The sequence below is a fragment of the Pseudoalteromonas sp. XMcav11-Q genome, assembly GCF_040104525.1.
In the GTDB taxonomy this organism is placed as follows: domain Bacteria; phylum Pseudomonadota; class Gammaproteobacteria; order Enterobacterales; family Alteromonadaceae; genus Pseudoalteromonas.
On the sequence record NZ_JBECOX010000001.1, the window covers coordinates 98,677 to 119,073 of the forward strand.

Below are 20,397 nucleotides of genomic sequence, written 5' to 3' on the forward strand. Positions count from 1 at the left end.
TATATTACTTCCCTAAAAATCGCCTTTTCAATTCATGTAAGTCGGCGATATCGAAATGTTTATTCTCAATTCTTACTACAGGTACTAACTGCATTAAACTATTACAAATAAATACACCATCAGCTGCTTTTAACTCGTCAAAAGCAATATTTTTGACTCTAATATCGTGTTTACTTTCAAGTGCGCTTAAAAACACCCCTTTAATGCCTGAGCCACTAAGATCTGGTGTATACAGCGTGTTGTCTTTAATCATGATGATATTTGCCGCTGACGCTTCAATCACTCTATCATTGATGTCCGTCACAATGACATCGTCGCAAACCAATGTCAGTGCATCTTGTTTAATAAGTACTTGTTCTAATCGATTCAGTGTCTTTAATCCAGCGAGTAACGGCTGAATACCCAGTTTAACTCGGCTTAATGCGACCTCAATCCCATTCTGCTGCCAAGTTGTATAGTGTGAAGGAAAAGGTAAGACCTGAATACTCACACTCGGCTGAGGTGTCTCAGGAGCTTGGTAACCACGGCCTCCTTCCCCTCGGGTGATAAGGATCTTTAGCACCGCTTCCGCTTTATCTTTAACTTGCTCTTGAACCAAAAACTCGATTTTGCTTAGTCGTAGCTCAGGAAAGCCCAAGCGCTGCTGACATTCCACCAGTCGATTTCTATGAAGTGGCCACAAATCAACATTTCCATCACGGACTAACGCGGTGGTAAAGAAGCCATCGCCATAGGCCAATCCTCTGTCAGTGTTAGAAAAAAGCTGTTGATTATCCACATCACTTTCCTTTTTAAGGGTATCCAAAACATAAAAAAACCCGGCAATGCCGAGCTTTTTTATCATAACCTACTTTGCTATCAAATTACTAAGGCTGATCTACACCTTTTTAAATAGCAACGAACCGTTTGTTCCACCGAAACCAAACGAGTTACACAAAGTGTAGTCTAGTTTCGCATCACGGGCAGTATGAGGCACATAATCTAAATCACAGCCTTCATCTGGGTTATCCAAGTTAATGGTCGGTGTTACTTTTTGGTCTTGCAGCGCAAGAATCGAAATAATTGATTCAACTGAGCCCGCAGCACCAAGTAAGTGACCCATCATTGATTTAGACGAGCTCACCATCACATTTTTTGCCGCAGAACCAAATACCGACTTAACAGCATGCGTCTCTGCAACGTCACCCGCTGGAGTAGAAGTGCCGTGTGCGTTGATATAGCCAACCTGCTCTGCATTGATCCCTGCATCATTCAATGCATTAACCATGGCCTGTGCAGCACCTGCACCGTCTTCAGGTGGTGATGTCATGTGATATGCATCGCCACTCATACCAAAGCCAACCAGTTCAGCATAGATCTTCGCACCACGAGCTTTCGCATGCTCATATTCTTCCAGTACGATCACACCGGCTCCATCAGCTAGCACAAAACCATCACGGTCTTTATCCCAAGGGCGAGAAGCCGCTTGCGGATCATCGTTACGCGTAGAAAGCGCACGAGCCGCGCTAAAACCACCCATACCAATTGGGGTTGACGCTTTTTCAGCACCGCCTGCTACCATCGCATCCGCATCGCCGTACGCAATCATACGTGCCGCATGACCAATATTATGAAGGCCAGTTGTACATGCAGTCACAATCGAAATATTTGGACCTCTCAAGCCATGCATGATGGACAAGTGGCCAGAGATCATATTGATAATGGTAGACGGAACGTAAAACGGAGAAAGCTTGCGTGGACCGCTATTTAATAGCTTAACGTGGTTTTCTTCAATTAGCGTCAAGCCACCGATACCAGAGCCGATGGCCACACCAACTCTAGCGGCATTCTCTTCGTTAACTTCAAGACCTGAGTCTTTTAAAGCCTGTACACCTGCAGCGATACCATACTGGATGAAGACATCCATTTTTTTAGCATCTTTAGGGGAAATGTACTCAGTGACATCAAAGTCGTTCACTAAACCAGCAAACTTAGTCCCGAAACCTTCTGTGTCAAAATGCGTGATATTGCGAATGCCACTACGGCCTTCTAATAAGCCCTGCCAGGTAGATGCAACATCATTACCCAGCGGCGTCAACATACCTAAGCCAGTTACTACGACTCGACGTTTAGCCACGGTGTCCTCCAAAAAGGGATTATTATAATAATTGGGGGGTCTAGAAAGAGTTAGGGCAGCGAGTGCTGCCCTAATAGAAAAGCTAGTTACTCAGCGTGAGCAGTAACGTAGTCGATAGCTGCCTGAACAGTAGTGATTTTCTCAGCTTCTTCATCAGGGATCTCTGTATCGAACTCTTCTTCTAGCGCCATTACAAGCTCAACAGTGTCTAGAGAGTCAGCACCTAAATCATCAACGAAAGACGCTTCTGATTTAACTTCTTCTTCTTTAACACCTAGTTGTTCAACAATAATTTTCTTTACGCGTTCTTGGATGTCGCTCATTCTTCTTTCCTTTATTTAAACGCTACTGCGTTAATTTTCAGATTGCGGCGCAGTTTACGACGCATCATTCTGGGATTCAAGGATTGACCCGTACTTTTTTTTCTGGTCAAACCTGTTACAAAGCTTTGGATCTTTTTATCGCCTATTTTCGTGACGATTTCAAGTACGTTGTCGACAAGATCACAAAAATTTCAATTGATTTGTGATCTTAGCGGGTTAAACCATGTACATCGCACCATTTACGTGCAAAGTTTCACCAGAAACATACGCTGCCGCATCTGATGCTAAATAAACCACAGCTGCTGCGATTTCTTCTGGCTGACCTAAACGACCTGCTGGTACATTAGCCAAAGTTGCAGCTTTTTGCTCATCAGTTAGCTCATCCGTCATATCTGTCTGAATGAAGCCCGGTGCTACAGTATTTACCGTAATACCACGAGATGCAACCTCACGTGCCAATGATTTTGTAAAACCAATTACACCTGCTTTTGCAGCAGCATAGTTAGCTTGACCCGCATTACCCATAGTGCCCACTACTGAACCAATGTTAATGATACGGCCATTTTTCTTCTTCATCATTGGGCGAAGTACCGCTTTTGATAAGCGGAAGATAGATGACAAGTTAGTATCGATGATATCATCCCACTCTTGATCTTTCATGCGCATCAGCAAGTTATCACGAGTGATACCAGCATTGTTTACCAACACATCAATATCACCTAAGTCTGCTTTGATTGCATCCAAAGTTGCTGCGATTGAGTCGGCATCTGTCACGTTTAGCGCATAACCTTTACCATTGTCGCCTAGATACTCAGAGATACGCTCTGCTCCAGACTCACTCGTTGCAGTACCCGCAACTTTTGCACCTTGTGCCACTAAGGCGTTAGCGATTGCTTTACCAATACCTCGGCTAGCACCCGTTACTAGTACTACTTTTCCTTCTAAAGAAAATAAATTACTCATAATACTCTCGTTATTATTCTGCTGCTGCAATGGCAGCTAAATCATTTACCGACACACACGACACTGAGCGGTCGATGCGTTTGACAAGACCCGAAATCACTTTACCAGGGCCGAACTCAAAAGTTGTTGTAACACCCTCTTTCGCAACCGCTTGTACAGTTTCAGTCCATCTTACAGGACTATAGAGCTGGCGAATAAGCGCATCTTTTATTGCTGCAGCATCTTTTGCAACAGCAACGTCAACATTGTTAATCACGTCAAACTTTGGCTCTGAAAAAGCGAGTATCTCAAGATCTTTAGCTAATTTATCAGCTGCTGGTTTCATTAATGCGCAATGAGATGGAACGCTAACTGCAAGTGGTAATGCGCGTTTAGCTCCTGCTTCTTTACACGCTTCAGAGGCTCGATTTACTGCTTCAACATGACCCGCAATCACCACTTGACCTGGTGAGTTGTAGTTTACCGGCGAAACAACATCCCCCTGTGCAGATTCGGCACACACCTTAGCAATCACGTCATCATCTAAACCAATAATTGCCGCCATTGACCCGGTGCCAGCAGGAACTGCTTCTTGCATGTATAAACCACGTTTTTCAACTAACTTAACGGCATCTGCAAGGGTTAATACTTCTGCACATACTAATGCAGAGTATTCGCCTAGACTATGGCCTGCTAACGTCAGTTCAGCTTCAACACCTTTCTCTTGCCATGCTCTAAAGATAGCGACACTTGCGGTCAATAATGCTGGTTGAGTACGGTGCGTTTGGTTTAATTCTTCTTCAGGACCATTTAGCACAAGTTCGGCTAAATCGTAGCCTAGTGCTTCTGACGCTTCAGCAAACGTCGCTTTAACGATGTCAGAAGATGCTAATAATTCAGATAACATGCCCACGCTTTGTGAGCCCTGCCCTGGGAAAAATAATGCGATTTTTTGTGACATATTGTGCTCTTATTTTCTCTGTTGTCGCCACGTCCTCATGTCACTTAGAAGTGTTAGGGATGCGGACCTGACGGTTGTTTTTCTGTGTCGACCTGAGCAAACACCGTTTGGATCTTTTCAGGGATCTTACGTTGTACTTCTTGCGCAGCTTCTTCAATCGCGGCTAAAAATGCCTTAGTTGTGGCATTTCCGTGACTTTTCACAACAATACCGCGCAATCCTACCAGACTTGCACCGTTATACTGGTCGGGGTTCACCCTTCTATACAATTTTTTTATAACGGGTCGAAGTAAAAAGGCCAACGCTTTATAAAAAAAGTGCTTTTTTAACGCTTTGCTAAACTTATGCATGATGAGTTTGGCAATCCCTTCACAGGTTTTCAAGGCAACGTTGCCGACAAATCCCTCACACACAATAACATCGGCTTTGCCAGAGAACATATCGCTCCCCTCACAATAGCCTTGATAATTAATAACAGATGAGGATTTCATTAATTTTGCAGCTTGCTTGATACCATCATGACCTTTGATTTCTTCAGAGCCAATGTTTAGCAAGCACACTTTAGGTGAAGGAATATTTAATGCCTCTCCAGCCACGATTGAGCCCATAATACCAAACTGATAGAGGGTCTCAGGGTCACAATGCACATTCGCACCAAGATCAAGCAGATAAACGGGCTGTTTTTTCTCTGTTGGAACGGCTGAAATTAACGCGGGACGCTTGATGCCAGGCAACATTTTTAGCACATAGTGGGCCATAAAAAAGAGCGCACCTGTATTGCCTGAACTTACACAAGCCTGCGCTTCGCCAGATTTCACCAAATCAAGCGCAATACGCATTGAAGACTGCTTTTTATTTCTAAGTGCAGAGGCAGGTTCACAACCGTTAGTGACGACTTCTTTACAGTGTTTAATTTTGAGTCTTGGATGATCCAGCATATTTGCTTTAGTCAAAGCACTTTCAATAACTTGCTGATTACCACAGAGGATTAGATTTAAATTTGGGTGCTTAAGCACAGCAGCGATGGCTGCGGGGATAGATGAACGGGGGCCGTAATCGCCCCCCATCATATCTAACGCAATGGTTAGATCAGTCAGCATAAAGTAATCTCTTACTTAGAAATTACTTTAACGCCTTTGTAGTAACCGTCAGCAGTCACGTGGTGACGACGATGAGTCTCGCCAGAAACCTGATCTACAGTTAGAGCTGGTCCACTGATCGCATCGTGTGAACGACGCATACCACGACGTGCGCGTGACTTCTTGCTTTTTTGTACCGCCATTAGCCTTCTCCTAAGAATCTTTCTTAAGTTGTTTCAAAATTTCAAATGGATTTGGTTTGCTATCTTCTGCTTCAATTTCACCAAAGCTCTTTGGCTTATCAGAATAAGAGCATAGTGCTTCATCATGCGTCGGGACTATCGGAATCGCGAGTAGCAGTTCATCTTCGACGATTTGTCTTAGATTAACTTCACCCTCTTCATCCAGTTCCAACACATCATAACGCTCGGGAAGATCATCCGACTCTGCACCTAATCCGACTGGCGAATACGCAAAGTCTTGTTCCAAATCCAACCCTAATTCATCATTACAACGCTGACATACAACAGTTAGATGGGCTCGGACTTTGCCTTGCACAACAACCAAACCTTGTTCGTCGATGTTGAAATGAATGTCTACCGCTATTTCACTATTTTGATCACGCACAACTTGCTGCAATCGAGAAAGTTCTTCAAGCATTACAACACCGTCATAAGATGCTCGACGTTGCGCTGCTCTGCATGGATCAATAGTGATGGGAATTTTCACCTTTTGCATAGGGGCTGCATCATATAGATAGTTACTGTGTTAGTCAAAGTAAAAATACACTTTCCCTTTGTTTTTCGCGTTATTGCGCATTATCCTGTTGGCAATGTTGTCACAAAGATAAAAATCTCATGAAAACGCCCCTTATTCTAGCCTCAAGTTCGCCATTTAGGCAGTCAATTTTGAAAAAATTAATGCTTCCTTTTGCATCTTTTTCACCGGATGTAGATGAGCAAACACTCGAAGGTGAATCAGCGCAGCAACTTGTTGCACGGTTGAGCGAATCAAAAGCCAAAGCAGCAATAGCAAAATATCAACAAGGTGTGGTGATTGGTTCAGACCAAGTCGCGCTGTTCAACGGTGAGATCCTAGGAAAGCCGCATAATAAAGAGAACGCGATTAAGCAACTAAGCCTATTTAGTAATAATCGCGTGACTTTTTTGACTGGTTTAACCGTTTTCGACATTGAAAGCGGCAAAACGGTCACTGAAGTAGTACCGTTCTACGTTTACTTTCGCCAACTTACCCAAGTACAGATCAGTAACTATTGTGATGCGGAAACACCTTACAACTGTGCTGGAAGCTTTAAAAGCGAAGGATTAGGGATCTGTCTGTTTGATAAACTTGAAGGAGAAGACCCCAATACCCTGATTGGCCTTCCCCTTATTCAACTCACTAAAACACTGCTCACATTTGGTATTGATGTGCTCGCTGAGCAATCAGGCCAACAATAGGTTAGACAAGTCATGATAGTTATCGCAAATATGGGCAGCCGATGTTTGCGATAACAGCTCTCTTGTTGCAACACCCATAGTGACGCCGATCGCGTCAATGCCTGCATTCTTCGCTAAATTCATATCAATTATCGTATCGCCTATCATGACAGCCTCTGTAGCTTCCACATTTAGTTCAGCCAAAATCTGAAGCAACATATCGGGATGCGGTTTAGACTCCGCCTCACATGCTGTCCGTGTCGTAACGAAAACATCACTCAACCCGCTTTCTGTCATCAGACGGTCAAGCCCGACTCGGCTTTTTCCTGTTGCAACCGCAACTTTGACTCCATTGCCATGTAATTGCTTTAAAAGTGTTTCAGCGCCTTCAAATAGAGGCGCTGGAGTTTTATCTTGATGTTTATAGATATACTTATAAGCCGCTATTAAAGACGCTAATTTGTCTTCATGATTTGGAAAAAGTGTCAGTATCGCTTTATCGAGAGACAGGCCGATAATACTTTTCGCCGCTTCGTTACTGACGGGTGCAATTCCACAAGATTCAGCAGCTTGATGAATGGTATTTATGATTTTTGGCACAGAGTCCATGACGGTGCCATCCCAGTCGAAAATTACACACTTATAACGCATGTTACTTCCTTAATTTAACTAAGCATGCTTCCAAAGCCCCATCCAATGGCGCCTCTACATGGTGTGTCGTTTCTGTTTTTGGGTGCATAAATCTGAGTTCTTTGGCATGCAAAAACAGCCTATTTAATCCCACTTCACGCATTTTGGCATCAAACACCTGATCGCCATACTTATCATCACACGCAATTGGATGTCCTTTGCATTGAGTATGCACTCGGATCTGGTGCGTTCTGCCTGTTACTGGTGACGCTTGCACTAAAGTTGCAGACTCAAAACGCTCGACGACTCTAAAACGAGTATGAGAAGGCTTGCCTTGCTCATGATCCACTCGCACCACTCGCTCACCTGACTTTAAGGTATTTTTACGTAGCGGTTCGGTGACATTTTTATGTTTGGCATCCCATTGCCCTGAAACCAGCGCAAGGTAATTCTTCTCCATGGTCTTTTCTCTTAACTGTTCATGAAGTCCTTTAAGCACAGCGCGGCGCTTTGAAATCAACAAACAACCCGATGTGTCGCGGTCCAAACGGTGCACCAACTCCAAACTTTGCTCTTGTGGGCGTAATGCTCTTAATGCTTCAATTAAGCCATAGCTTAAGCCGCTGCCACCATGTACCGCCATACCGGCTGGTTTATTTATAACTATCAGATACTTATCTTCATAAAGAATGGCATCTTCTAAGTTTGCGACTTTATCTAGATTTTTAGGCACAAACTCTGTTTTCTCCGCAACACGCACAGGTGGAATACGGATTTCATCATTGATTTGTAGTTTATATACAGGCTTCACCCGCTTTTTGTTTACGCGCACTTCCCCTTTACGAAGAATTTTATATACGGCGCTTTTTGGCACCCCTTTCAAATGCGTAACTAAAAAGTTATCGATCCTTTGACCTTCTTGGTCTTCCGTCACGGTAACGAAGCTAACTTGTAATGCGGGTTTCTCTGACATTGCCTAATCACTGATTTGAGTAATAATTTAGTTGCTATCTCGACATTATTAGTGGGATAATCAGGCCGCAAATTTTTGCGAGGTGCTTTTTATCGCAAAAACAATATCGTGATGCACATCTTGGATGGCAGATCATACAGATTAGAGCTAATATTTCCAAAGCTTTTATCATGCATCTAAGATAAACACGTGCGAACAGTCAGTGCGAAGCGCGTAATATTTCGTTTAATGACTGGACACGATGAACAAACCAAAAAGCAAGAAATTAAAATTTGTCTGATACGTTTACCACAGTTGCAGTAATACCCGTGCATAGCAGGCCGCAACTCGTGAATAATCACAAAGCAATCAAGTCAAAAGATGGTGATAGCCAAGCTTGGCAAACCAAGCTCAACTTACCCCGTGCATGACTACTTTGTGAAACGAATAAACGTGCAAAAAGCGAACGATGGATCAGTGATTTTACCCTGATTTAAAGTGGAAACTGTGAATATGTTCCCTTTCCCCCAGTCGTGAGACTGCATCATTTAATAGGAACATCCAAGGCATAGCACGCTGTCGCTGGCAAGACGTATCAGGCGCTGTAAATAATTAAGTAGAGAATTACAATATGAAACGTATGCTGATCAATGCAACGCAGCAAGAAGAAATGCGCGTGGCACTGGTTGACGGCCAGCGTCTATACGATCTAGATATAGAAAGCCCTGGTCACGAACAGAAAAAAGCCAATATCTATAAGGGTAAAATTACCCGTATCGAACCATCCCTAGAAGCCGCATTTGTTGATTATGGCGCTGAGCGTCACGGATTCCTTCCTTTAAAAGAAATCGCTAAAACGTATTTCCCAGATGGCTACACATTCAATGGTCGTCCTAACATCAAAGACGTGATCAAAGAAGGTCAAGAAGTCATCGTTCAGGTTGATAAAGAAGAACGTGGTCAAAAAGGTGCGGCACTTACAACGTTTATCAGCGTCGCTGGTAGCTACTTGGTATTAATGCCAAATAACCCAAGAGCTGGCGGTATTTCACGTCGTATCGAAGGTGATGAGCGCATTGAGCTTAAAGAAGCATTGAGTCGCTTAAACGTACCTAAAGGTATGGGTCTTATCGTACGCACCGCGGGCGTAGGTAAATCTTTCGAAGAACTAGAGTACGACCTTAAGGCGCTACTTGTTCATTGGGACGCAATCCAAAACGCAGCAAATAGCGGTAAAGCACCTTTCTTAATACACCAAGAAAGTAACGTGATCTTCCGTGCTATTCGCGATTATTTACGTCGTGATATCGGTGAGATCCTAATTGATAAACCGCGTGTTTTTGAAGAAGCGAAAGCGCATATCGAGCGTTTCCGTCCAGATTTCATCAATCGTGTTAAGCTTTATCAAAACGATGTGCCGTTATTCACGCATTATCAAATTGAGAGTCAGATTGAGTCAGCTTTCCAGCGTGAAGTGCGTTTGCCTTCAGGTGGTTCTATCGTTATTGATCCAACAGAAGCACTCACTTCTATCGATATCAACTCGTCAAAAGCGACGAAAGGTGGCGATATCGAAGAGACTGCGCTGAATACTAACCTAGAAGCGGCTGACGAGATTGCACGCCAGTTACGTTTACGTGATTTAGGTGGATTAATCGTTATCGACTTTATCGATATGACTCCGCCTCGCCATCAACGTGAAGTAGAAAACCGCTTGAAAGAAGCCGTTCGTACTGACCGTGCTCGCGTGCAAATCGGTAAGATTTCTCGTTTCGGCTTATTAGAAATGTCGCGTCAACGTTTGCGTCCGTCTTTAGGTGAAGCGAGCCAACATACGTGTCCACGCTGTGACGGCCAAGGCACCATTCGCTCAAACGAATCCATTGCTTTGTCTATCTTGCGTCTAATCGAAGAAGAAGCGATCAAAGATAATACCGCTCAGGTCAACGCCCAAGTGCCTGTCGCTGTTGGTGCTTATCTATTAAATGAAAAGCGTCGTTCTGTGCAACGCATCGAAAAGCGCCACGAGTGCCACGTTGTTATCATCCCTAATCAACACCTAGAAACACCTCACTATGAAGTGGTTAGGTTGCGTAAAGATGAAACAACAGAAGCTGCAAGCTATGAGCAGATCACCGCGCCAGAGCCTGAAGTCGTTGAAATTGCTCGAGCTCAAGCGATTGTGAAAGAGGAGCCTGTGTTAAAAGGTGTCGTTATGCCTGATGCACCGGCGCCTGCGCCAGCCCCTACTCCAGCTCAAACAGCAAAACCACAAACGCGTAAGCCACAAGCACAACCTGCTCAAAACGGCACCAGCCTGTTTGCAAAGATTGGTCAATGGTTCAAGAGCCTATTTGCTAGTGACAGCGATAACCAAGAAGAAAACAAGCCTTCTGAAGAAAAATCATCACGCGATAACAACCGTGATAATCGCCGTCGCAATAATAACAATCGTCGTCGTAACAATAACCGCCGTCGTAACGATCAACAAAAAGACACAACGGTTGAATCGAAAGACGAAAACAACAGTAACGAGCAACGTGGTGATAACCGCAAACGCCGTCGTCCAAATAACAGAAAGCGCCAAGATCAGGACAAAGCAAACCGTCCAGCTAAGGAGCCTGTAAACGATAACGTTGAAACGGTTGAGGCTAAAGACGCGCCAGTTAAAGAAGCGACAGTAAAACCACGCAGACAAAGACGTAATCTTCGCAAGAAGGTACGTGTGGAAGAAACCAATGCGCAGGATACTAACACGTCAGAGCAAGTTAGCACTGAAGAAGTGAAAGTAGAAGCAAAGCCGCTTGAACAACCAGCGAAAACGGCAGCTGAGTCTAAAGCTGAACAAAAGCCAAGGCAAAGAAAAGCGAAACCCGTCGCTGACAAATCAGAACAAGAGTCTGCAACTAACGAACATGTAGCAGCACCTTCTGAACAAGCTGACGTACACGCTCAAGCAAAGCAGCAAGAAACTGCTAACACTGAGCGCCACGAACAAAACGATGTTACCGAGGTGGTATCTACCGAACTTTCAGAATCGCAAAATGATGACGAAAATAAAGAAGGCCGCACTCGCTCTAGACGTTCTCCGCGTCATCTGAGAGCGGCAGGTCAACGTCGCCGTCGTCAGGATACGCCTGAAAAAGGTCAAGCTGCTGCATTTGTGCCCGTTGCAGATCAAGCAGCTGCAGAATACGAAGCAGAGCTAAAAGCAAAATCTTCTTCTGACATTGACGTTCAAGAAGGTGTACAGCAAGAAGCAAATACAGTTGAGACTCAATTGTCACCTGAAGCGGTAACTGAAGATAATGCGCCAGCGGCAGAAGTGACAGTTTCTGAGACACACACTGATGCAGAGCAGCATGTCGAAACTAAGCCAGCCGAAGCACAGGTTGACGAAAATGCAGCGCAAGAAGCGGAGCCTGTAAAAGAAGTTGAGGCAAGTACTGCTGAAGCACCATTGCAACAAGCTGCACAGCCCGAAACATCCGCAAGCGCTGACGAAGTAGTCGCAGAAGCAGTAGAAGCTATGCCGCCAGAAGCAGCAAAAGAGGTGAAAGCTGAGCCAATCGCTGACACAGTAGAGGCTGAACAAGTTGAATCGACAGAGGAAAAAGTTGAGGCTGAAACTGCAGTTGTAGAAGAAACTCAGGCTTCTGACACTGAGGCAACACCTGAAGTTCAGGAGCCAGCAGCCGAGGCACCGGCAACAGAAGCGGTTGTGGAAACAACAGCTGCTGAAACAGTTACTGAATCTTCAACTGAAGATACACCAGTCGCTGAAACAGTTGAAGCACCTACTCAACAAGTAGTAAACGGCAATTCAGTACAAAGCCGTATACGCTTCAATCAAACGGCTGCCGCGCCAATGACAAAGGCACAAAGTGTGATTGAGGATGTCGTGGTAGAAACACCATCTGCGATGCCACATGAACAGCGTCAGACTGTGGCGAATAGCGGATTAGGTGTTGGCTCTAAGTCACCAACAGGCAGAGCAAGCGCCGACATGGCCTCTCCTGCTCAGGTTGACTAAGCAGTAATTGAAAAGCCAGTCTTTTTAGACTGGCTTTTTTGTGTCCGAATTTTACTGAGCAGACAAATGGTAATACCAGTCCTTCGTAGCACTCCGTGTTATTTATCAGTAGAATGCCGTCAATTCTTTGATCGTTAAAGTCAAAAGTATGATCACACTTAAGAGATTTAAAAACGCCTCTTTAAAAGGTGACCTATTCGGTGGTGTAACCACTGCAATTATTTCTTTACCACTCGCACTCGCTTTTGGTGTTGCTTCTGGTGCTGGCGCAGAAGCTGGGATGTGGGGCGCAATTTTAGTTGGCTTATTTGCCGCGCTGTTCGGTGGTTCAACCTCCCTCATTTCTGAACCAACCGGCCCAATGACTGTTATCATGACAGCAGTACTCACCGCCATGATGAGCAAGTACCCCGAAAATGGTCTTGCGATGGGCTTTACTGTTGTCATGATGGCAGGTGCTTTTCAGGTTTTACTCGGTACGCTCAAGTTAGGTAAATACGTTACCTTGATGCCTTACAGCGTCATCTCCGGATTTATGTCTGGTATTGGTGTTATCCTCATTATTTTGCAGCTTGCTCCTTTACTTGGACACCAAGCGCCTGCAGGTGGTGTTGTTGGCACTTTGTCTAATTTGCCCAGCCTGCTAATGGATTTACACTTTTCTGAGTTGTTCCTCGGGGTGATCACACTTGCAATCTTATTCAAAATGCCAAGTAAGTGGCGCCAGTACGTCCCCGCTCAACTGGTCGCACTCGTCGCCGTTACACTGCTTTCAATTATTATTTTTGATACCGATAGTATTCGCCGCATCGGAGAAATTCCAAGTGGCTTGCCAAGTATTGTGTTGCCAGTATTATCACCAGAGCTATTCGTTGAAATGCTTATCGACGCATTGGTACTGGGCACTTTGGGCTGTATAGATACGTTACTAACAGCAGTAATAGCCGACAGTTTAACGCGAACCGAACATGATTCTGATAAGGAGCTCAGAGGCCAAGGTATTGCCAATATGATAGCTGGCCTTTTTGGTGCATTGCCAGGTGCTGGTGCAACGATGGGAACTGTGGTCAATATTCAAGTGGGCGCTCGCTCGCCCATTGCTGGCATATTCAGGGCACTAATTTTGATGGCCGTAGTCTTTATCGCGGGCAGCCTGACCGAGCCAATCCCAATGGCGGTGCTTGCTGGTATTGCAGTGTATGTTGGTTTTAATATTCTGGATTGGAGTTTTATCCAGCGTGCTCATAAGCTTAGTGTCAGTCAAATGGCGATTATGTATGGCGTAATGCTACTTACCGTTTTTGTTGACCTGATTGTTGCCGTGGGCCTTGGCGTATTTATCTCTAATGTGATGATCATAGAGAGATTAAGCCGAGTGCAAGCTAATCATGTTAAAGCAATTAGCGACAGTGATAGCGACGAAGATGTGCCACTAACAAAAAAGGAAAGCGAGCTGTTAGATAAAGCCAACGGTAAACTATTATTCTTTTATCTTTCCGGGCCAATGATTTTTAGCGTCTCAAAAGCAATCGCAAGACAACACCGCAAGATTAGTGAATACAAAGCCATGGTATTAGATTTAAGCGACGTAGCTATGATTGATGTCACCGTGGGCTTAGCCATTGAAAATGCGATTACAGATGCGCTTGATGCTGACTGTAGCGTGTTTATCTATTCACCGAATTTGGAGACCACCGATAAGCTCAAGCGCTTAAACATTCATGACCGTCTAGGCGACCGTGCATTTTGTGATAGTCGCGAGATAGCGCTCAGTCAAGCCATTGATACTATGGCTAAAACTTATTAAAGTGCGCACTTAAGTGATCCAGTAATAACCGTAAGCTGGTCGCGACAAATTGTCTGGGTGGATACAGCGCCCAGACCCCCTCTTCTTCAGGTCTAAAGTTGGTTAGTACCTCTGTTAACTCACCACTCTCTAGCGACTCTTGCACGTAATAATGTGGTAACTGTACCAAACCTAAGCCTTGCTTTGCTGCTTCCAAGAGCCCCCAACCACTGTTGCAACGCAGTGGCCCCGCCACTTTAATTTGTCGCGTTTTACCGTGCTCAACAAAGCGCCATTCGCTGCTATTGCCAATCAAACATTTATGATTGCCAAGCTCAGCGAGCGTATGCGGTTGGCCAAATTGATTTAAATAGATATTCGCGCCACACACCATGGTTTTACGTGTGGTTAGCCGTTTGGCGCGCAGTGATGAATCCTGTAACTTACCGAGTCGAATTGCCAAGTCAAAGCCCTTATCGAGCAAGTCGACTTGATTGTTCGTCAAATGCATTTCAACCTCAACTTTTGGATACAAACGCATAAAGTCAACCACGGCAGGCATGACATAAGATTCGCCGTACATTACCGGTGCGGTAAGCTTAAGTTTGCCTGTTGGCTGTCTATCACGTTGACGGATTGCAGCAGTGGCGTCATCTAATCCATGCTGCAAATGCTTTGCGTGAGATAAAAACACTTCACCTTCCTGAGTCAGCGCTAATTTTCGGGTAGTGCGCGTCAAAAGTTGTATGTTGAGCCGCTCCTCTAACATTTTCACACGGCGACTAATTTGCGCAACCGAAGTATTTAACTGAGTTGCAGCCCCACTAAATGAGCCATTACTCGCGACCGCTACAAACTCATCAATGCCAATCCATCTATCCATTATTACATATACGTAAAAGTCTTTATGATTTTTATAGATTATCAAAAATCATAATGTAGTTATACTGATATCAACTTTTAAGAAAGGAACAAACCATGTCTGAATTTATTAAATCTAAAGCAGCAATCGCTTGGGGCCCAGGTCAACCGCTTAGTATTGAAGAAGTTGATGTTATGCCACCGAAAAAAGGCGAAGTCTTAGTTAAAATCACCGCAACAGGCGTATGTCATACCGATGCTTTCACTTTGTCTGGCGACGATCCTGAAGGCGTATTCCCAGCAATCTTAGGTCATGAAGGTGCAGGTATTGTTGAAGCGATTGGTGAAGGCGTTACTAGCGTTGCCGTTGGCGACCATGTGATCCCATTGTACACACCGGAATGTGGCGAATGTAAGTTCTGTAAGTCTGGTAAAACGAACCTTTGTCAGCAGATCCGTGAAACCCAAGGTAAAGGCTTGATGCCTGATGGCACAACCCGCTTTTATAAAGACGGCCAACCAATTTATCACTACATGGGCACGTCAACGTTCTCTGAGTACACTGTGCTGCCAGAAATCTCTTTGGCTAAAGTAAACAAAGCAGCGCCTCTTGAGGAGATCTGTTTGCTTGGCTGTGGTGTCACCACAGGAATGGGCGCAGTAATGAATACCGCTAAAGTGCAAAAAGGCGATACCGTCGCCATTTTCGGCCTAGGTGGTATCGGCTTGTCCGCTATCATTGGCGCGGCAATGGCTGGCGCGAGTCGGATCATCGGTATCGACATCAATGAAGATAAGTTTGAGCTGGCGACAAAGCTTGGGGCAACCGATCTTATCAACCCGAAAAACTTCGACAAACCTATCCAAGAAGTGATCGTTGAAATGACCGATGGCGGTGTGGATTTCTCGTTCGAATGTATCGGTAACGTAGATGTTATGAGAAGTGCCCTTGAGTGCTGTCACAAAGGTTGGGGTGAGTCTGTCATCATCGGTGTTGCAGGCGCTGGACAAGAGATTTCAACACGCCCATTCCAATTGGTTACCGGTCGCGTATGGCGCGGCAGTGCTTTTGGTGGCGTAAAAGGTCGCTCAGAGCTTCCTGAGATTGTTGAACGCTATATGGCTGGTGAATTCAAACTCAATGACTTTATCACTCATACCATGAAGCTCGAAGATATTAATGAAGCCTTTGATTTAATGCATGAAGGCAAGAGTATCCGCTCAGTGATCCATTACTAGTACCCGCTCAAGGACGCACAGGTTGCGTCCTATTTCGCTTAATTAAGGAGCACTTGATGGAACTGATTTCCAGCAACAAAGTATCCGGCGGTTGGCATAAGCGCTACACACATACCAGCCAGTCGACACAGTGTGAAATGACCTTCGCCATTTTTTTACCTGAAATTGTCAACGAGGGACAACAAGCCCCGGTTTTATATTGGCTCTCAGGGTTAACCTGCAGCGATGAAAACTTCATGCAAAAAGCAGGCGCGTTTAAAAAAGCCAACGAGCTTGGTATCGCTATTGTCGCGCCAGATACAAGCCCGCGTGGAGAAGGCGTTGCAGATGATGAAAATGGCGCTTATGACTTTGGTCTAGGTGCGGGGTTTTACGTCAATGCGACACAGGCACCGTATAGTCAACATTATCAAATGTATGACTACGTGACCGAAGAGCTGCCCCAGTTAATCGAAGCGCACTTCCCTGTTAGTCCGCAAAAAGCCATTAGTGGTCACTCCATGGGGGGGCATGGTGCGTTAATTATTGGGCTTAGAAACCCTGATGCCTATACGAGTATCTCAGCATTTAGCCCAATCGTGAACCCAAGTAACTGCCCCTGGGGTCAAAAAGCGCTAACAGGATATTTAGGGGACGACAAACAGCGCTGGCTACAATATGACGCGACCGAATTATTGTCGCACTATGTTAGTCCAACGAAACGTCCGATACTCATTGAGCAAGGTTCAAGTGACCAGTTTTTAGACGAGCAGTTAAAGCCTTGGTTATTCGAACAAGCTGCAGAAAAAGCAGGCTACCCTATCACGCTAAACATGCATGAAGGTTACGATCATAGCTATTTCTTTATCTCGAGCTTTATTGAAAATCATCTTGAGTTTCATGCTAACTATATGAGATGAGCCTGACTGCCGCTTGCGCTTTGAGCACTAAGCTAAAAATAAAAAAGGCGTACTCCCTGTACGCCTTGCTTGCTTAACATTATTCTTTATATCAAATCATCAGATTAAATCGCCGTATGGATTCGTTGGACAAAGCTGTATACTTTGCTCGAACCCAGGAATGGCTAACTCTTGCTGGCTTAAATTTAATTCAGACTCATCAATCATGCCATTGCCAAAACGGTAAATGAGTTCGTACTGACCATAATCGGCCCCTTGCTGATATGCAATTTGCCTTTGTGTTGTAATGGCAAGTTGTTGCTCATAATTTGCAAACTCAGCTTGGCTATAGCGCTTGCTTAGTAGCTGCTTCGTGAGCTTTGGAGAAAGTACAGTTGCCGTTGCATTGTTGCCGCCAAAGCCCTTGGAGTTTATAAAGGCGATATCCATTGGCTCGCACTCATAGTGCTCGGTACGAATATCTAAATGCTCGGCGTGAACATCTTCTGCTACTGCATTGATTGTGGTGATCCCGGGCATAATATTGTATTCGAACACCCCAAGTGCCATCGCAAGCTGGTCGCCAGACGCCGGCGCGATGGTATGACCAACATAGGCTTTTGGCGCCGCCACTTTCCAACCATTAATCGCAAAGGTTTCTGCGATTTTGTGGTAGATAAGCGACTCAGTGACCCGGTTTTGTGGTGTGCTTGAGCCATGTGCCAAAATAAAGCTGCGTTTTATTAAAGCCTCTGTGCCTGCGATTTGCTGAGCCAGCGCGACCGATTTTGCCATGGTAATATAGTTACCAGGTCCAGGTGCCGTAATCGACTTTTTCACGCCGTCTGCATTGACATATACGTCAGCAACCGAGCCCATGATCTGCGCGCCTAGTTCAATTGCTAAGGCGTCATCCATCAAAATCGCCACTTGTGCCCCTTCACCAATTGTAAAGCCACAGTTTTCACCAAAAGGACGACTTGTTTTGCGATAATCTACATGCTCAGTACCATCAAGTTTACGCAAACCTTCTTCATTTGCGAGTGCGCCCATATTACCGAAGCCTTCGATGATCTCTGGTGTAATGGCACACTCAACACTGGCTACAATCGCCACCCGAGTACGGCCAGCCTGAATATCATTCACTGCAGCGCGGAGGTTATATAGAAACGTCGCACAGGCACCTGATGTCGTAAATGTTGTGCCAACGCTACCAGTAACATAAGCATTGATAAAGTCAGTGGACATGGTGTTGAGTCCTAGCGCTAACTGCTTAGTGCTTACTCGGTCGCCACGCAAACGACTACGTACTAATCCACCTAAGCCCTCATCATTCATTTGCCCTGCCACAGAGGCGGAGTAAGTGCCGATTTGGTCCGGTCGCACGCTGTTCATTACCTTGTCCCACTCAAGACCCGTTGAGCGGATAGCGTCGGTTGCAGCAAAAATCGTCGCCTGAAGACCGCGTGGTTGGTAACGGCTGTTATACATGAGTGACGGCTCAAAGCCTGTTGGTAATTGACCTGCGGCTTTAATTGGATTGTCTCTATAGCTATCGTGCTTAACTTCAATCTGGTCCGCAATGGTTACTTCAACCGTTTTTGGATCGAGCTCAATCACTTGCCAAGCTGCAGGAACAGGCTCTGGTAAGTCACGTTTACGACAACTGAATACTATCTTGCTATCATCATTTGCTTTCATTGTGAGCTTTTGCTGCCAAGGGGTCGCATCTACATCAAAATGGTTTTTTTCGATTTTACGGATCAACGTTCCCGCTAAGATCTGCTCACCAAAACGCGACTCAATCTCCATCTCTTGAACGACTTGGTCGTTTTGGTCAATCAGCTGGCCATCTTCATAACGCACTAAGTTCATTAAACTCGCAAGCCCCAAATAGGTCTCTTGTCGGTCTTTAGCATTTAGCTTATCAAGTACAATACGTTTGTAGCCTTGATGGAAAGAGGTGCGCCCCGCGGCGTTAATTCCCCCCATTCCTATAATAATTGGCAATGCTGTCATGTCGTTCCTACTTCTGAACTAAGATAATGACTTGATTTTAATTGCATTCGAATTTAAGTTTTTACAAAATACGCCACATATAAATCATTTTTCGCCAAAATTAAGAGGTCGGAGCAGATGAAATCCTATACTAAGGTCGCCATTGTGCTTTACAAGCATATGCTCGTTACCAGTGTCACCTTACCGCTGGAAATGCTCAAAGCCGGACAAGCCTTTGCTAAAGTACATCTAAAAGAGGCTTATGTTCCTTTAGAAGTTCTCCTTTGCAGCAGCCAAGGCGAGGCGGTCAACGCCGATAATTACCTGACACTTGAGGCACAAAGTGACTTTAGCTCATTGCCTTTATATGACTACATTATTGTGCCAAGTATATGGCGAAATCCAAGACCTATTGTAAGACAAAACCAAGCGCTGAGTGAGTCACTTGCGGATGCATGGGGAGCAGGAAGCACACTGATAGGTGTTGGTACAGGTGTTTGCTTTTTAGCAAGTTCAGGCCTGCTTGACGGGCATTCAGCAACGACCCACTGGCATTTTGCCAAACAATTTTCTCAGCTATACCCCAATGTTGAATTAAAACCGGATTACTTTATCACTCAATCAGAGCGGATCTACACTGTAGCCAGCTTAAATGCGCTGGCTGATGTTATTGTACATATTATTGAACTACTGTACGGGATAGATGCCGCACACCATGTGCAGCAAAACTTTTCTCATGAAATTCGTAAACCATACGAAGAACAGCGCTATTTAGAAGGGGCTGTGGACCGTCATGCTGACGAGCAAATTGCCGCAATTCTATTTTGGCTGAAAAATAACGCCGCATCGGAAATCTCTTTACCCGCTGTCGCGGCGCAATTTGATTTGAGTTATCGCACCTTTAACCGCCGCTTTAAACAAGCAACAGGACAAACCGCCGTTGCCTACTTGCAACAGGTGCGTATAGAAATGTGTAAAGAGCTACTCGCGAGCAGTAACCTCTCCATTCAAGATATTGCCCTTGCTTCTGGATTTAATTCACAAGGGCAATTAAGTAGAGTATTTAGGCAATTAATGGGAAAGTCACCAAGCACATACCGGGCAATAGTAAGAAAGAAATTGTTCTCGTAGCAACTCGTAGCAAAACGAGAGTAAACTAC

General features: G+C 44.9%; 18 protein-coding genes. 6 read left to right on the forward strand and 12 right to left on the reverse strand.

Annotated features, from left to right (window positions below; all coding sequences use genetic code 11):
• Positions 1 to 4: 4 nt before the first annotated feature.
• The 8 genes from pabC to yceD all read right to left on the reverse strand — a co-directional run bounded on the left by pabC (position 5) and on the right by yceD (position 6,159).
• On the reverse strand, positions 5 to 844 hold the full coding sequence (pabC, locus tag ABMY45_RS00490; RefSeq protein ID WP_349288278.1) for an aminodeoxychorismate lyase: 840 nt from the start codon (positions 842 to 844) through the stop codon (positions 5 to 7).
• 33 nt (positions 845 to 877) lie between these two features.
• On the reverse strand, positions 878 to 2,116 hold the full coding sequence (fabF, locus tag ABMY45_RS00495) for a beta-ketoacyl-ACP synthase II (RefSeq protein WP_349288279.1): 1,239 nt from the start codon (positions 2,114 to 2,116) through the stop codon (positions 878 to 880).
• An 86-nt stretch (positions 2,117 to 2,202) separates the two neighbouring features.
• Positions 2,203 to 2,439 carry an acyl carrier protein gene (gene acpP / locus ABMY45_RS00500; protein WP_010374019.1) on the reverse strand — a complete coding sequence of 79 codons (237 nt, stop codon included), beginning with the start codon at positions 2,437 to 2,439 and terminating at the stop codon, positions 2,203 to 2,205.
• Between the two features lie 216 nt (positions 2,440 to 2,655).
• Positions 2,656 to 3,402 (reverse strand): 3-oxoacyl-ACP reductase FabG, encoded by a 747-nt coding sequence (gene fabG, locus ABMY45_RS00505; RefSeq protein ID WP_349288280.1) that lies wholly within the window; start codon positions 3,400 to 3,402, stop codon positions 2,656 to 2,658.
• Positions 3,403 to 3,415: 13 nt separating this feature from the next.
• Complete coding sequence (fabD, locus tag ABMY45_RS00510; RefSeq protein WP_010604999.1) at positions 3,416 to 4,342, reverse strand: ACP S-malonyltransferase; 927 nt, start codon at positions 4,340 to 4,342, stop codon at positions 3,416 to 3,418.
• Between the two features lie 53 nt (positions 4,343 to 4,395).
• On the reverse strand, positions 4,396 to 5,442 hold the full coding sequence (gene plsX / locus ABMY45_RS00515; RefSeq protein ID WP_010605000.1) for a phosphate acyltransferase PlsX: 1,047 nt from the start codon (positions 5,440 to 5,442) through the stop codon (positions 4,396 to 4,398).
• Positions 5,443 to 5,453: 11 nt separating this feature from the next.
• Entirely contained in the window at positions 5,454 to 5,624 is a 171-nt protein-coding gene (rpmF, locus tag ABMY45_RS00520; RefSeq protein ID WP_010374010.1) for a 50S ribosomal protein L32, read from the reverse strand.
• Positions 5,625 to 5,634: 10 nt separating this feature from the next.
• Positions 5,635 to 6,159 carry a 23S rRNA accumulation protein YceD gene (gene yceD, locus ABMY45_RS00525; RefSeq protein ID WP_010374009.1) on the reverse strand — a complete coding sequence of 175 codons (525 nt, stop codon included), beginning with the start codon at positions 6,157 to 6,159 and terminating at the stop codon, positions 5,635 to 5,637.
• Positions 6,160 to 6,278: 119 nt separating this feature from the next.
• On the opposite strand from yceD, the gene ABMY45_RS00530 reads away from it, so the two are divergent.
• Positions 6,279 to 6,881, forward strand: coding sequence for a nucleoside triphosphate pyrophosphatase (locus ABMY45_RS00530; RefSeq protein WP_174168733.1), 603 nt, complete (start codon positions 6,279 to 6,281; stop codon positions 6,879 to 6,881).
• Here the strand turns inward: ABMY45_RS00530 and ABMY45_RS00535 are convergent.
• On the reverse strand, positions 6,867 to 7,511 hold the full coding sequence (locus ABMY45_RS00535) for an HAD-IIIA family hydrolase (protein WP_174168732.1): 645 nt from the start codon (positions 7,509 to 7,511) through the stop codon (positions 6,867 to 6,869). The genes ABMY45_RS00530 and ABMY45_RS00535 overlap by 15 nt on opposite strands.
• A gap of 1 nt (position 7,512) precedes the next feature.
• The gene (rluC, locus tag ABMY45_RS00540; protein ID WP_010374006.1) at positions 7,513 to 8,463 is read right to left on the reverse strand and encodes a 23S rRNA pseudouridine(955/2504/2580) synthase RluC; all 951 of its coding nucleotides are present in this window, start codon (positions 8,461 to 8,463) and stop codon (positions 7,513 to 7,515) included.
• 610 nt (positions 8,464 to 9,073) lie between these two features.
• On the opposite strand from rluC, the gene rne reads away from it, so the two are divergent.
• Together rne and ABMY45_RS00550 are read left to right on the forward strand one after the other, a co-directional pair.
• On the forward strand, positions 9,074 to 12,475 hold the full coding sequence (gene rne, locus ABMY45_RS00545; RefSeq protein WP_349288281.1) for a ribonuclease E: 3,402 nt from the start codon (positions 9,074 to 9,076) through the stop codon (positions 12,473 to 12,475).
• 148 nt (positions 12,476 to 12,623) lie between these two features.
• A complete protein-coding gene (locus ABMY45_RS00550) occupies positions 12,624 to 14,282 on the forward strand; it encodes a SulP family inorganic anion transporter (RefSeq protein ID WP_010605005.1) in 1,659 nt (552 codons plus the stop codon).
• Here the strand turns inward: ABMY45_RS00550 and ABMY45_RS00555 are convergent.
• Positions 14,269 to 15,144 (reverse strand): LysR substrate-binding domain-containing protein, encoded by an 876-nt coding sequence (locus ABMY45_RS00555; RefSeq protein ID WP_102056963.1) that lies wholly within the window; start codon positions 15,142 to 15,144, stop codon positions 14,269 to 14,271. The two genes, ABMY45_RS00550 and ABMY45_RS00555, sit on opposite strands and share 14 nt — an antisense overlap.
• Positions 15,145 to 15,239: 95 nt before the next feature.
• Between ABMY45_RS00555 and ABMY45_RS00560 the strand changes: the two genes are divergently transcribed.
• Positions 15,240 to 16,361, forward strand: coding sequence for an S-(hydroxymethyl)glutathione dehydrogenase/class III alcohol dehydrogenase (locus tag ABMY45_RS00560; protein WP_069022378.1), 1,122 nt, complete (start codon positions 15,240 to 15,242; stop codon positions 16,359 to 16,361).
• 56 nt (positions 16,362 to 16,417) lie between these two features.
• The gene (gene fghA / locus ABMY45_RS00565; RefSeq protein ID WP_174168730.1) at positions 16,418 to 17,260 is read left to right on the forward strand and encodes an S-formylglutathione hydrolase; all 843 of its coding nucleotides are present in this window, start codon (positions 16,418 to 16,420) and stop codon (positions 17,258 to 17,260) included.
• A gap of 99 nt (positions 17,261 to 17,359) precedes the next feature.
• On the opposite strand, the gene ABMY45_RS00570 is transcribed toward fghA, so the two are convergent.
• Entirely contained in the window at positions 17,360 to 19,258 is a 1,899-nt protein-coding gene (locus ABMY45_RS00570) for a beta-ketoacyl synthase (protein ID WP_349288282.1), read from the reverse strand.
• Positions 19,259 to 19,375: 117 nt separating this feature from the next.
• On the opposite strand from ABMY45_RS00570, the gene ABMY45_RS00575 reads away from it, so the two are divergent.
• The gene (locus tag ABMY45_RS00575; RefSeq protein WP_010605009.1) at positions 19,376 to 20,368 is read left to right on the forward strand and encodes a helix-turn-helix domain-containing protein; all 993 of its coding nucleotides are present in this window, start codon (positions 19,376 to 19,378) and stop codon (positions 20,366 to 20,368) included.
• Positions 20,369 to 20,397 lie beyond the last annotated feature (29 nt).